The organism is Tenacibaculum litoreum (assembly GCF_964513915.1).
GTDB lineage: Bacteria > Bacteroidota > Bacteroidia > Flavobacteriales > Flavobacteriaceae > Polaribacter > Polaribacter litoreum.
Genome location: NZ_CAZEQS010000003.1, coordinates 356,590 through 370,735 on the forward strand (window position 1 = coordinate 356,590; position 14,146 = coordinate 370,735).

The 14,146-nt window shown below is 29.9% G+C and carries 15 protein-coding genes; 13 read left to right on the top strand and 2 right to left on the bottom strand.

The window, feature by feature from the left end:
* Positions 1-298: 298 nt before the first annotated feature.
* From ACKTTR_RS07630 to ACKTTR_RS07690, 13 genes are all read left to right on the top strand, one after another.
* The gene (locus ACKTTR_RS07630; RefSeq protein ID WP_408027276.1) at positions 299-1,834 is read left to right on the top strand and encodes a tetratricopeptide repeat protein; all 1,536 of its coding nucleotides are present in this window, start codon (positions 299-301) and stop codon (positions 1,832-1,834) included.
* A 282-nt stretch (positions 1,835-2,116) separates the two neighbouring features.
* The gene (gene hisG, locus ACKTTR_RS07635; protein ID WP_408027277.1) at positions 2,117-2,974 is read left to right on the top strand and encodes an ATP phosphoribosyltransferase; all 858 of its coding nucleotides are present in this window, start codon (positions 2,117-2,119) and stop codon (positions 2,972-2,974) included.
* 88 nt (positions 2,975-3,062) lie between these two features.
* Complete coding sequence (gene hisD / locus ACKTTR_RS07640) at positions 3,063-4,352, top strand: histidinol dehydrogenase (RefSeq protein ID WP_408027278.1); 1,290 nt, start codon at positions 3,063-3,065, stop codon at positions 4,350-4,352.
* Entirely contained in the window at positions 4,345-5,403 is a 1,059-nt protein-coding gene (hisC, locus tag ACKTTR_RS07645) for a histidinol-phosphate transaminase (protein WP_408027279.1), read from the top strand. The genes hisD and hisC overlap by 8 nt, the downstream gene beginning before the upstream one ends.
* Before the next feature lie 14 nt (positions 5,404-5,417).
* Positions 5,418-6,551, top strand: coding sequence for a bifunctional histidinol-phosphatase/imidazoleglycerol-phosphate dehydratase HisB (hisB, locus tag ACKTTR_RS07650; protein WP_408027280.1), 1,134 nt, complete (start codon positions 5,418-5,420; stop codon positions 6,549-6,551).
* Positions 6,552-6,635: 84 nt separating this feature from the next.
* Positions 6,636-7,217: an imidazole glycerol phosphate synthase subunit HisH gene (gene hisH, locus ACKTTR_RS07655; protein WP_408027281.1), complete on the top strand. Its 582-nt coding sequence runs from the start codon at positions 6,636-6,638 to the stop codon at positions 7,215-7,217.
* A 13-nt stretch (positions 7,218-7,230) separates the two neighbouring features.
* The gene (gene hisA / locus ACKTTR_RS07660) at positions 7,231-7,947 is read left to right on the top strand and encodes a 1-(5-phosphoribosyl)-5-[(5-phosphoribosylamino)methylideneamino]imidazole-4-carboxamide isomerase (protein ID WP_408027282.1); all 717 of its coding nucleotides are present in this window, start codon (positions 7,231-7,233) and stop codon (positions 7,945-7,947) included.
* Positions 7,948-7,950: 3 nt separating this feature from the next.
* Positions 7,951-8,703, top strand: a complete 753-nt coding sequence (gene hisF, locus ACKTTR_RS07665) for an imidazole glycerol phosphate synthase subunit HisF (RefSeq protein ID WP_408027283.1) — start codon at positions 7,951-7,953, stop codon at positions 8,701-8,703.
* Positions 8,700-9,287 (top strand): bifunctional phosphoribosyl-AMP cyclohydrolase/phosphoribosyl-ATP diphosphatase HisIE, encoded by a 588-nt coding sequence (hisIE, locus tag ACKTTR_RS07670; protein ID WP_408027284.1) that lies wholly within the window; start codon positions 8,700-8,702, stop codon positions 9,285-9,287. The genes hisF and hisIE overlap by 4 nt, the downstream gene beginning before the upstream one ends.
* A gap of 18 nt (positions 9,288-9,305) precedes the next feature.
* Positions 9,306-10,460, top strand: coding sequence for a class I SAM-dependent methyltransferase (locus ACKTTR_RS07675; RefSeq protein WP_408027285.1), 1,155 nt, complete (start codon positions 9,306-9,308; stop codon positions 10,458-10,460).
* 9 nt (positions 10,461-10,469) lie between these two features.
* Positions 10,470-11,039 (top strand): Crp/Fnr family transcriptional regulator, encoded by a 570-nt coding sequence (locus tag ACKTTR_RS07680; RefSeq protein ID WP_408027286.1) that lies wholly within the window; start codon positions 10,470-10,472, stop codon positions 11,037-11,039.
* A 79-nt stretch (positions 11,040-11,118) separates the two neighbouring features.
* The gene (locus tag ACKTTR_RS07685; RefSeq protein WP_408027287.1) at positions 11,119-11,793 is read left to right on the top strand and encodes a type 1 glutamine amidotransferase domain-containing protein; all 675 of its coding nucleotides are present in this window, start codon (positions 11,119-11,121) and stop codon (positions 11,791-11,793) included.
* Positions 11,794-11,910: 117 nt separating this feature from the next.
* Complete coding sequence (locus ACKTTR_RS07690) at positions 11,911-12,834, top strand: EamA family transporter (RefSeq protein ID WP_408027288.1); 924 nt, start codon at positions 11,911-11,913, stop codon at positions 12,832-12,834.
* Between the two features lie 48 nt (positions 12,835-12,882).
* On the opposite strand, the gene ACKTTR_RS07695 is transcribed toward ACKTTR_RS07690, so the two are convergent.
* Both ACKTTR_RS07695 and ACKTTR_RS07700 read right to left on the bottom strand, forming a co-directional pair.
* A complete protein-coding gene (locus tag ACKTTR_RS07695; RefSeq protein ID WP_408027289.1) occupies positions 12,883-13,278 on the bottom strand; it encodes a hypothetical protein in 396 nt (131 codons plus the stop codon).
* A 42-nt stretch (positions 13,279-13,320) separates the two neighbouring features.
* Positions 13,321-14,142, bottom strand: a complete 822-nt coding sequence (locus ACKTTR_RS07700) for a DUF1853 family protein (RefSeq protein WP_408027290.1) — start codon at positions 14,140-14,142, stop codon at positions 13,321-13,323.
* Positions 14,143-14,146 lie beyond the last annotated feature (4 nt).

The following is a 14,146-nucleotide window of genomic DNA, read 5'->3' on the forward strand; positions in this document are numbered from 1 at the left end:
GGCTTTTTATGTTGTGGTTATTAAATACACTATAAGAACATAATATTCTTATTTAAGATAAAAAACTATCAAAACTTTTACTTTGGGTTGAATTAAGGGGTATTAAATGCTTTGATAGTTTGTTAATTGATTTATATTAAATAAGGGGATTAATAAAATCATTCTAAATATAGAAGTTATATTTCATGAATATAATGATGTAGTATAAATGATGTATATTTATGAGATAAATTATAGTAATATCTATACTTTTTTATTCTAATGTAGTAGAAATAACGTACCAAAAAAACAAAAAAAAATGAGTAACTATAAGTCCCTTCATTCTTTTATAGTTAATTTCTTTCTTTGTATTACTTCATTATTGGCGCAAAATAATGAGATAGATAATAATGCAAAAAATTACAAAAAAGTAATTGTAGATAATTATTATTCCTTTCAAAAAACAGAAGACCCAAGGTTATTAGATAAAACACTTCAATTTATTAAATTAAATAAAATTGAAGTAAAAGAAGACAGTATTAAAAGTAAAGTTTATTATTTAGAAGGGGTTAATAATCTATTACTAAAAAGGTACGATAAGGCAGAATATTTCTTTTTAAAATCATTTGAATTAGCCCAAATAACAAATGATTACCTTTTAATGGGGACGATATATAATTCAAGAGGAGTTAATTTAGTAATAAGCAAAAAAGAATATCAAAAAGCTGAAGAATTATATAAAAAAGCTATTGTTTACTATGAAAAAATAAATGAGTTGACACAACAGATTGACAGTTATTATAACCTAACAAAAAATTCTGTCAGAAGAAAAAAATGGAAAAAATCTATAGAATACGCTAAAAAGTGTATTGAATTGATTCATGAAGAAAAAAACAGAACAGAAGGACTAAAAAGATTGTATATTTTTATAGCTGATAGCTATTTAGAGTTAAAACAACCAGAAAAAGCTTTTGAAAACTTAAAAATTGCGGAAAATTATATTTTATTAACTGATAGTTATGAGAACAGCTTATTAAATAAAGTGTATGCTAAGTATTATGAACATCAAAACAACTATGTAGAAGCGTTAAAAAGATATAAAAAAGTTAGTGATAATTTAGAGGAAAATAATACTAAAAAAGAAGAAGAATTAAAAAACTCTTTTGTTAGAGAATTAGAATTAGAAAATAAATTAATAAACGATAAAGATACTATAATTAAGAGTCAAAATAAACTTTTGATATTAAGTGTAACTATAATAGTTTTATTAATAATATTTTCAATCATAACGATTTCTTTTGCAAAAAAAAATAACAGTAAAAAGAACGAAATATTAAAACTCAATACCAATCTTAGAAACTTAATTGATACTTTAAAAGAAAAAAATAAAGACTTAGATAATAAAAAAGAAGAAATAGAGAATCTTTTAAGTTTAAATGAACAAACACTATTTTCAAAAGTTTTAAAAATTTCAACATATACAGATTCCATTAGAAAAATAAGTGAAGATATTGAGTCTTACACTAACAATAATCCTGAAGTATCTTCTTATTTAATAACAATTGGTAATAAACTAAATTCCTTAATCTCTGAAGATGAATTATGGGAAGATTTTAAAATTCAATTTGAAAAAATTAGACCCGATTTTTTTAACAGATTGAAAGAAATAGCGCCAAACCTATCAGTTAATGATTTAAAGCATTGTACATATATTATTTCTAATTTAAAAAGTAAAGATGTAGCGCAACTGATAAATGTATCACCAAGAAGTGTAGAAACTACAAGATATAGGATAAAAAAGAAAATGGGGTTAGCCAAAGATGAAAATTTATATGATTTTCTCAGTAATTTATAGTATATGGACTTGTAAAAGTCTAAAAAATAAATATTTTTTCAGAAAAGTTTGCATAATCAAAAATAAAATGCAAATATTTGTACAACAAAAACAAAAACATGAATTTTATTCAATTACATCATCATCATTTTCATACTTGCACTCAAGCGAGCTGAAAATGTATTGAATAAAATCAAAATATATTTTAAACCCGTTTGAGTAAATCAAACGGGTTTTTTATTTCCAAGGCGCCAGGAAAGAAGCTTCTCAAAACGATTTACTCAAACCCATTCAAAACTAGAAATGAGTAAATTAAAAATAGCCATACAAAAATCAGGAAGACTCAACCAAGAGTCTCTACAAATTCTTAAAGACTGTGGAATTGCCATTGATAATGGTAAAGATCAACTAAAAGCTTCTGCAAGTAACTTTCCATTAGAAGTTTTCTACTTAAGAAACGGAGATATTCCACAATATTTAAAGGATGGAGTAGTAGATATAGCCATTATTGGAGAGAATTTATTAATAGAAAAAGGAGAAGAAATTCAATTTATAGAAAAATTAGGGTTTTCAAAGTGTAAAGTATCCTTAGCAGTTCCAAAAAATGAAGAATATAAAGGAATTACCTACTTTCAGAATAAAAGGATAGCCACTTCATATCCAAACACTGTCTTAAAATATTTACAAGAAAGTAACATTCAGGCACAATTACACATTATCAATGGTTCAGTTGAAATAGCTCCTAATATTGGGCTAGCCGATGGTATTTGTGATATTGTTTCAAGCGGTTCAACTCTGTTCAAAAATAATTTGAAGGAAGTAGAAGTCTTACTAAAGTCGGAAGCTGTGTTAGCGGTTTCTCCTCAAATAAAAGAGCAACAACAAGCAATACTTGACAAATTACAATTTAGAATTCAATCAGTATTAAAAGCAAGACAATCAAGGTATGTGCTGTTAAATGCTCCAAATGAAAAGCTTGAAAAAATCATTGATATTTTACCAGGAATGCGTAGTCCAACTGTATTACCATTAGCAGAAGAAGGATGGAGTTCAGTACACTCCGTGTTGAATAAAAATCAGTTTTGGGAAATTATAGATGAGTTAAAAAATAATGGAGCAGAAGGAATTTTAGTTTGTCCAATAGAAAAAATGGTTGTTTAATCTTAGGGAGATAGCCAAGGGTTTAATTCCCGGTATCTGTGCTGATTATAGTAAAGGCATGACAGTAAAAAACAAAAGAAAATAACAGATGAAAATTATAAAAAATCCAGCAAAACAAACTTGGAATTCACTTTGTAAAAGAGCTACTTTAAGCGAAAACAGTTTGCAGGAAACAGTACAAACAATATTAAATGATGTAAAGCTTAATAAAGACAAAGCTTTAAAAAAATACACACAATTATTTGATGGAGTGTTGTTAACCGAGTTAGAAGTTTCTAAAGAAGAGTTAGAAGAAGCACAAAACTTAGTATCAGAAGAATTAAAATCAGCGATACAATTAGCAAAATCTAATATTGAAATATTTCACAACTCTCAAAAAGAAGTATCTAAAAAGATAACGACAACTAAAGGAGTTACTTGTTGGAGAAAAAATGTAGCTATAGAAAAAGTTGGTTTATACATTCCAGGAGGGTCAGCTCCTTTGTTTTCAACAATTTTAATGTTAGGAGTTCCTGCAAAAATAGCGGGTTGTAAAGAAATAATACTGTGTACCCCAACGAATAAAGAAGGTAAAATTAATCCAGCTATTCTATACACCGCTTCTTTGGTAGGAGTAACTAAAATTTTCAAAGTAGGAGGAGCACAAGCTATTGGAGCGATGGCTTACGGAACAGAAACCATTCCTCAAGTATATAAAATATTAGGTCCAGGAAATCAATTCGTAACGAAGGCTAAAGAACTAGTACAACAACAAGGCGTTGCTATTGATATGCCCGCAGGACCAAGTGAGGTATTGGTTATAGCAGATGAAACAAGTAACCCTGTTTTTGTAGCGGCTGATTTGTTATCACAAGCTGAACACGGATCTGATAGTCAGGCTATTTTGGTAACTACTTCTGACAAAGTTGCACAAAGTGTAGTAATAGAAGTCAATAAACAAATAGAAGAGTTGCCTAGAAAAGAATTAGCTGAAAAAGCAATTGAAAATAGTTTTGCTGTAGTGTTAAGTTCTAAAGAAGAATGTATTGGTTTTAGTAATGAATATGCGCCAGAACACTTAATCATAGCTTCAAAAGAGATTGATGGATATATTGACGGAATTATAAATGCAGGTTCGGTATTCTTAGGAAATTACAGTTGTGAAAGCGCGGGAGATTATGCCAGTGGAACCAATCACACGTTACCTACCAACGGTTATGCGAAAAATTACAGTGGTGTTTCATTAGACAGTTTTGTGAAGAAAATCACATTCCAAGAAGTAACTAAAGAAGGAATTGAAAATATAGGAGAAGCTATAGAACTAATGGCGCAAGCAGAAGGTTTACAAGCTCATAAAAATGCGATTACGGTTAGATTAAAAGAAATTAGAAATGTTTAGTTTAGAAAAAATAATACGCCCCAACATTCAACAATTAAAAGCTTATTCTTCGGCTAGAGATGAGTTTAAAGGAATGGCAGAAGTATATTTAGATGCAAATGAAAATCCTTTTGGAACCTTAAATCGTTATCCTGACCCACAGCAGATAGCTATTAAAGAGCGATTATCAGCTATTAAGGATGTTGATAAAAATCAAATTTTTATAGGAAACGGAAGTGATGAAGTTATCGATTTAGCTTTTCGAATATTTTGTAATCCTGGGAAAGACAAAGCATTAACTTTTACACCATCTTATGGAATGTACAATGTTTCTGCGGCCATTAATGATGTATCGTTAATAGAATTACCTTTAACTGAAGATTTTCAGATTGATATAAATAGTCTAGAAACGTATTTAGGTGATGAAAACTTAAAGTTAATCTTCATTTGTTCTCCTAATAATCCTACAGGAAATTGTTTTAACAAAGAAATAATTGAGTTTATTCTTAGTAAATTTAAAGGAATTGTAATTGTTGATGAAGCTTATATTGATTTCAGCACAAAAGAATCTTTTATAAACCAATTAAAGAGCTACCCTAATTTAGTTGTGAGTCAAACATTTAGTAAGGCTTGGGCTTTAGCTAGTGTAAGAGTAGGTGTAGCTTACGCAAATTCTAATATTATTGATTTATATAACAAAGTAAAGCCGCCATACAATGTAAGTAAATTAAATCAAGAAGCAGTTTTAGAAAAGCTGGATAACATAGCTCAGTTTGAAATAGAGAAAAACATTATTCTCAACGAAAAAGAGAAATTAGAAAAGGAGCTACAAGAAATTGAATTTATTAAAAAAGTATATCCTTCAGAAGCTAATTTTATTTTAATACAAGTTACTAATGCTAATAAATTGTATGCTCAATTAGTAGACCAAAAAATTATTACTAGAAATAGAAATAATTTAGTACGTAATTGTATAAGAATTACAATAGGTAGTGAAAAAGAGAATAAAAAATTAATAGAAGCACTACAAAAGCTAAGTGTTATATCAGGTGAAGTTGAAAACTCACTTTAAACTTTAAAAATACGATGAAAAAAATATTATTTATAGATAGAGACGGTACCCTAATCAAAGAACCAGCAGACGAACAAACAGATTCATTTGAGAAACTACAATTCTACCCAAAAGTTTTTCAAGGATTAAGTAAGATAGCCAAAGAACTAGATTTTGAATTAGTATTGGTAACTAACCAAGATGGATTGGGAACAGAAGTGTATCCAGAAAATACGTTTTGGCCTGTTCATAATTTTATAATGAATACCTTGAAAGAAGAAGGTATTGAATTTTCAGAAGAAATTATTGATAGAACCTTTGCTAAAGACAATCAACCTACTAGAAAACCAAACACAGGACTACTTACCAAATTTTTTTCTAAAGAATATGACTTAAAAAATTCTTTTGTAATAGGAGATCGTCTAACTGACGTAGAATTGGCTAAAAACTTAGGAAGCAAAGCAATTTACATTAACGATGAAACCTATTTAGGTTCCGATGAAATTACAGTGAAAAGAGCAGCGTTAGATGATTTTATAGCTCTTGAAAGTAACGATTGGAATGCTATTTATGAATTTTTAAAGTTAGAAGACCGTTCTGCTTCTATAGAGAGAAAAACTAATGAAACTCAAATAAAAATAGAGGTAAATTTAGATGGAACAGGAAAAAGTAATATTGATACTGGGATTGCTTTTTTTGACCATATGTTAGACCAAATAGCGCGTCACGGTCAAATGGATTTGAATATCCAAGTAAGAGGTGATTTAGAAGTAGATGAACACCATACTATTGAAGATACAGCGATTGCTTTAGGAGAAGTTTTTAACAAAGCTCTTGGTAACAAATTAGGTATTGAGCGTTACGGTTTTTGTCTACCTATGGATGATTGCTTAGCACAAGTAGTTATTGATTTTGGTGGAAGAAACTGGTTAGTTTGGGACGTAGATTTTAAAAGAGAAATGATAGGTAAAATGCCCACAGAAATGTTTTTTCACTTTTTTAAGTCATTTACAGATGGTGCTAAATGTAATTTAAATATCAAAGCAGAAGGAACAAACGAACATCACAAAATCGAAGCGATTTTTAAAGCTTTTGCTAAAGCCATAAAAGTAGCAGTAAAAAGAGATGTTGATAAGATGGTTTTACCGTCAACAAAAGGAGTTTTATAACAATGAACAATAATCAATTATCGGTGAACAATGGTTAAAAAGAATAACAGGTAACTGATAATTGATAAATGATAATTGAAAAATATGATAGCGATTATAAAATACAATGCAGGTAATATTCGATCGGTACAAAATGCGTTAACGCGCCTAGGATACGAAAGTATTATTACTGATAATCCAACAGAAATAAAGTCAGCAGATAAAGTGATATTTCCTGGAGTTGGAGAAGCAAGTTCAGCGATGCGATATTTAAGAGAAAGAAACCTTGATGAATTAATTATTTCCTTACAACAGCCTGTACTAGGAATTTGTCTAGGATTGCAACTAATGTGTACATCTTCTGAGGAAGGAAATACGAAGTGTTTGGGGATTTTTGATGCACAAACAAAGCAATTTCCACCAAAAGAAAAAGTTCCTCACATAGGATGGAATAATTTTTCGGAATTAAAATCGGCTGAATTACTAAAAAATATAACTCTAAATGATGATGTATATTACGTTCATGGATATTATGCAGAAGTATGTGAAAACACACTAGCAGCTTGTGATTATATTACTCCGTTTAGCACCATTATACAGAAAGATAATTTTTATGCCATGCAGTTTCATCCAGAGAAATCAGCAGATGTTGGAGAGCAATTATTGAAGAATTTTTTAGAGTTATAAAAAGAGATTAAAAATGAGAATTATACCCGCAATAGATATTATAGAAGGTAAATGTGTTCGTTTAACCAAGGGAGATTACAATACAAAGAAAATATACAATGAAAACCCATTAGAAGTAGCTAAAGAATTTGAAGCAAATGGAATTCAATATTTGCATTTAGTTGATTTAGATGGAGCAAAATCGAGTAGAATTATAAATCAAAAAATATTAGAACAAATAGCAACAAAAACCAATTTAAAAATCGATTTTGGAGGAGGTTTAAAGTCTAATGAAGATGCTCGTATCGCTTTTGAAAGTGGCGCTAATCAAATAACAGGAGGTAGTGTAGCTGTAAAGAATCCAGATACATTTATTGGATGGTTGACTAAATATGGAAAGGATAAAATAATTTTAGGAGCCGATTGCAAAAACAGAAAAATAGCTACCAACGGTTGGTTAGAAACCTCAGAAGTAGATATTGTTGATTTTATAAATGAATATCAAGAAATAGGTATTTCTAATACTATTTGTACCGATGTGGCTAAAGATGGAATGTTGCAAGGAGCTTCTTTAGATTTATACTTAGAAATTTTAAGTAAAACCTCAGTAAATTTAATAGCCAGTGGAGGAGTAGCAAATATTAATGATTTACACAGATTAAAAGAAATTGGTTGTGAAGGTACTATCGTAGGTAAAGCTATTTATGAAGGAAAGGTCAGTTTAAAAGAGTTACAAGAATTTATAAGTTAGAAGATGTTAAAGAAAAGAATAATTCCATGTTTGGATATAAAAAACGGGCGAACTGTAAAAGGAGTTAACTTTATAGATATTAAAGATGCTGGAGATCCAGTTGAGTTGGCTAAACAGTACGTGAAGCAAGGAGCTGATGAATTGGTTTTTCTAGACATTACGGCTACGTTAGAAAATAGAAAAACTTTAGTAGAATTAGTAAAAACGATAGCACGAGAAATTAATATTCCATTCACTGTGGGAGGAGGAATCAGTACTGTAGAAGATGCTGTAGTGTTGATACAAGCTGGTGCGGATAAAGTGAGTATTAACTCTTCAGCTGTAAAAAATCCGCAACTGATAACTGATTTAAAAGATAGGTTTGGCAGTCAGTTTGTAGTTGTAGCCATTGATACAAAAAATGTAAATAGGGAATGGAAAGTATTTACAAAAGGAGGAACTTATGAAACTGAACTAGAAACTGTTTATTGGACCAAAAAAGTGGAAGCATTAGGTGCTGGTGAAATTTTATTAACTTCTATGAATAGTGACGGAACTAAAAACGGATTTGATATTGAAGTAACTAAAGTAGTGAGTTCATCTGTAAATATTCCTGTAATTGCTTCTGGTGGCGCAGGAAAAACTGAGCATTTCACAGAAGTATTTACCAAAACAGAAGCTAGTGCCGGATTAGCAGCGAGCATTTTTCATTTTGGTGAAATACCTATACCCACACTAAAAAAAGAATTAAAAACACAAAACATACCCATACGATGAATATAGATTTTATAAAAGGAAATGGATTGGTTCCAGTAGTAATACAAAATAATATTACTTTGCAAGTATTAATGTTAGGGTATATGAATAAAGAAGCCTTTACCAAAACACAAAAAGAAGGAAAAGTTACTTTTTATAGCCGAAGTAAAAATAGACTTTGGACAAAAGGTGAAGAGTCTGGAAACTTTTTATGGGTGAAAGACATTCAATTAGACTGTGATAATGATACCTTATTGATTAAAGTAACTCCTGAAGGACCAACCTGTCATAAAGGAACGACTTCATGTTTTGCAGAAGAGACTTCTAAAGGTTTTTTATACGAATTGGAAAGTGTTATTGCTGACCGAATAGATAACAATGTAGAAAGCTCATACACCAATAAACTCTACAAAAGAGGGATTAATAAAATAGCCCAAAAAGTAGGAGAGGAAGCTGTGGAAGTCGTTATTGAAGCAAAAGATAATAACGATGAACTATTTAAAAATGAAGCAGCAGATTTGTTGTATCACTATTTAATTTTACTAAAAGCCAAAGGTTTTACGATAACTGATATTGAAGAAGTTTTAAAAAGTAGAATAAAATAAAGGTAGTATTTTTGTAATATGAAAGAAGCCTTACACCAACTGTTTACTGAGTTCCAAAATAGCATACAAAAAAATGATTTTGTAAAATTAACTTTAAGTAAACCAATTCGTAAAAGTGATGACTTGTCGAATGTATACGTTCGTCAAATAACGTTAAAAGGAGACGTGTGTTTTCAGTTTTTATATAGATATAAAACAAATGATCAAACAAAAAACTATTCGTTTGAAGAAAGTATTGAAGAACTAACTCATTTACTTTCAGAAAAGTTTAGAGCAGCGACATTATTTACGTTAGAAAACGATTTGCTAGTCTTTATTTCTAAAAAGAAAAAAGTAAGTTATAAAACTACACAGCCTAGTTTTAAAAACAAGTTACCAGAAACTCATGATAAGCCCAAAGAAAAAAGAGCTGAAAACAGCGAATATTTATATCATTTGGGGGTAACGGATAAAGAAGGGAAAGTAATTCCTAAAATGGCAGATAAATACCGTCAAATTAACAAGTATTTAGAAATTATTGAAGCCCAGATACAATCAGTTAAATTACCTAAGCATATCAATATTGTAGATATGGGATCAGGAAAAGGGTATTTAACTTTTGCATTATACGATTACTTGGTAAATCAAAAAGGATATACTGCAAGTGTAACAGGTATTGAGTTGCGACAAAACTTAGTTGATTATTGTAATGATATTGCAAAAAAATGTGGGTTTAAAGGATTACTTTTTGTAGCACAACCAATTCAGGACTACGATAATAGTAAAATAGATATTTTAATTGCTTTACATGCTTGTGATACAGCCACAGATGACGCTATTTACAAAGGTTTGGTTTCAAAAGCTGAATTGATTATCTGTGCTCCGTGTTGTCATAAACAAATCCGTCAGCAAGTAAAAGGAAAAGAGCAGGAGAGTCCTTTGTTAAAATATGGTATTTTTAAAGAACGTCAGTTTGAAATGGTAACCGATACCATTCGTGCTTTAATTTTGGAAAAAAATAACTATAGCACGAAGGTTTTTGAGTTTATCAGTAACGAACATACACGTAAAAATGTAATGTTGATTGGTGCTAAGTCATCCAAAAAAGTAGATAAGAAACGTATTGAAGCCAAAATTTCAGATTTAAAAGAAGCTTATCAAATAGAACAACATTATTTAGAAGGGTTACTATAATATTTTGTAATGAGTACGTCTGTTAGTAATGCATTTAAAGATATTCAGCTAGAAAATGAAGAATTAAAGGTAGTTGAAGATATTTTTTCGGAAGGAACCTATAAAAAAGGAGAAACCATATTACATGTGAATGAAAAAGTATATTATCAATACTATGTAGTAAAAGGTTGTTTACGGACTTTTTTTATGGATGCTAAAGGAAAAGAGCATACGATACAATTTGCAATTCACGATTGGTGGATTAGTGATTATATAGGTTATTTTTCTGAATCAGAGTCTGTACTTGCTATTGAGTGTATTACTGATGCTATTGTATTAAAAGTTGCTAAGAATGACTTGGATAATATCTATGAAAAGGTTCCTAAAATAGAACATTTTTTTAGAAAAAAGTTAGAGCGTTCAACAGTACGATTTCAAAAAAGGATTCTAAATAACTTGGTGCTATCAGCTAAAGAGAGATATCATTTGTTTTTACAAACCTATCCAAATATAGAGCAGCAAATTAAAAATTATCATTTAGCATCCTATTTAGGAATAACAACTGAAAGCTTAAGCAGAATACGAAAAGAAGTTTCCTAAGTCTTCTTTATTATCATACATCAATTTTTTTTCACCTTTCATATACTAATTTTGAGGTAACTTAAAAAACAGAAATAATATGAAAAAAGTAGTATTTGTACTTACTAGTCATGAAGAACTAGGAAATACAGGAGAAAAAACAGGGTTTTGGATTGAAGAATTTGCGGCACCTTATTACTTATTAAAAGACAAAGGAGTTGAAGTGGTTTTAGCATCACCTAAAGGAGGGCAACCACCAATTGACCCAAAGAGTAATGAACCAGATTTTCAAACACCTGCTACGCTTCGTTTTAATAAAGATGAAGAACTTCAAGCTGTCTTAGCGAACACTACAAAGTTAAGTGATATTAGTGAAGCTGATTATGACGCTATTTTTTATCCAGGTGGACATGGGCCTTTATGGGATTTAGCTGAAAATAAAGATTCTGTAGCTTTAATAGAAGCTTTTTATGCTAATAGTAAGCCAGTAGGAGCTGTTTGCCATGCACCTATAGTATTAAAAGATGCTAAAGTAAATGGAGTTCCTTTAGTTAAAGGTAAAAAAGTAACTGGTTTTTCTAATACAGAAGAAGATGCAGTGCAGTTAACTTCAATAGTACCATTTTTAGTGGAAGATGAACTAAAAAGTAATGGAGGAATTTATAGTAAAGCAGGAGATTGGCAAGAATATGTAATTGAAGATGGTCATTTAATTACAGGACAAAATCCAGCATCATCAGAACTAGTAGCTGAAAAGTTATTAGCAAAATTATAATTATGTAAGAATAAATATTTAATCAAAATCGTTTAAAAACATTTTTAAACGATTTTGATTTTTTAGGAACAAGCAAAAAGGTTTTATTGTACTTTTAGCTCGTTAGAATACAAAAAAATGAAAGAATCTAAATCGCTTATTATAGCTGCTTTTATAGCTATTTATGTTATTTGGGGATCAACCTATTTACTAAATAAAATTGTTGTTACTGAGGTTTCTCCACTGTTATTAGCAGCTATTCGTTTTTCTATATCGGGAGCGCTAATCATGCTAATAGCTAAACTTTTAAAAAGAGAAATAAAAGTGACTAAAAAACAACTTTTAAATTCTGCGATAGCTGGTTTTCTTTTTTTAGTGTATGGAAATGGGATGTTTGTGTGGGCATTAAAATTTGTAGATAGTGGTTTTGGTGCTTTATTAGCGGCAACACAGCCATTATTTGTATTGTTACTACTACGTTTAATTGATGGAAAGAAGATGCAAAGACAATCTATTATTGGAGTTGTTTTAGGAATAATAGGAATGTATTTGTTAGTAAGTCAAAATGAAATTACGACTTCAAAAGATATGCTAATAGGAATTTTTATGATTTTTTCGTGCGTACTAAGTTGGAGTTATGGAAGTGTTTTTGTAGCCAAAGCTACGCTTCCTAAAAATTTCTTTGTTAGTACAGGATATCAAATGCTTTTTGCAGGACTTTTTCTCTTTATAGGTTCTGTTTTATTAAAAGAAACTTGGTCTTCCCCTCTAGATTGGTCTTTTAAAGCACAAGGTGCGATGTTTTTATTAATTGCCTTTGGAAGTATTGTTGCATTTACATCTTTTAATTATTTATTAAAAATTGTTCCAACAGAAAAAGTATCAACATCTGCATACGTAAATCCTGTTGTAGCCTTGTTTTTAGGATGGTATTTTTTAGATGAAACCTTAACAACACAATCGGTAATAGCGTCTATTGTATTATTATCTGGAGTTTATTTTATTACATCAAGAAAACGAATATCAAAACTTAAAGTAACTTCTAAACCACAAAAAGTTTAGATTCCTATTAGCAAGGATTATTTTTAGTCGTGTTCTTAAACACACGAATTATATTCCTTTACCCGATAGATGCATAGCTAGCTCTCCTGTATCATGTTTTATTATTATGATAGTTTTTCTTATGCCAACTTTAGTTGGTGTAAATATTAGATTAAAATAAGTGCCTTTCCTGCTGATACTTGTTCCTATAGATAATCCTTCAATACTGAAGTCTTGAGGATTATCTCCTTTAAGAAGTATTTCAGTTATCCTTGTGTCTACATCACATACATTTGAAAGTTTAAATTCTGACTTTTTACTTGTATGTATTTTAGACTCTAGTTGAAAATAGTCAAGAGAAACTTCATTAGCTTCAACACAAGTGGTAGGCTGGTCATCTTTAAAACAAGAAGAGAAAATAACTAAGGTGAAGAGTAGTAAGAGAAATAGATTTGAATTTTTCATAAACTTTTTTGTAGGCAAATTTAATAAGTAATTTGAAATACACTAATTGTCCCACCAAACCACAAAAAACTTAAAAAGTTCGCCATTTGGTTTCTTTAGCCAACAAAGAGGAGCATTTTCTTCATTTAAAAACTGTTGAAGTTTATTTTGATATGCTTCAAAAGTTAACCAGTTAATATTTGAATGCGGATTCACCAACCAGTTATGTTTATTAGGAATATAGAATTTACAATCTGAGAATTGTGCTAATTCCTTTGGGTAGACATAAAAACCGTAAATGCAATCATTGTTAACCTGTTTAAAACTACTTCTAAAGTCTTTTAAAGGAACAAATAACTGCGCTTTAAAATACACCTGTTGCTTTATTTCATTAATTTTTAGTTTTAATTCGTCTAGATAGGCTTTTGTATGGTTGGAGTAGAGTAGAGGCAGTTGTTTTTCTTGAAGTTTTGTTAGTTTTTGAATAAGAGAGTCACGTCGATTTGGTCCTATCCAATGTTCAATTTCAGAGTTACCTACAGTCGCATCGTACAAATAGAATTTATATATAACTTCTAAATGAATTGGTCTCTCATTTTTTAATAGCAAACAATCCAATTCACCTACGGTAATTTTTTCTTTTTGAATTTGAATGTTCTCAGCAAGGATTGATATAGAAATATCTTGATTTAATTGAAATGAAACAAAACGTTCAACCAACTTGCCCAAACGTAGTTTTTGTTTGATTTCTTGATTAAACGAAGTTGTTTGAGTTATTGAAATAGGAAATTGTTCTAAATTAAAAACACCTTTTCCATGCCATAGAAAAGGTGTTTTTAAAAATCCTTCGTATTGTAATTGTAAGTCTTTTTGTTTTTGGTACATAAAA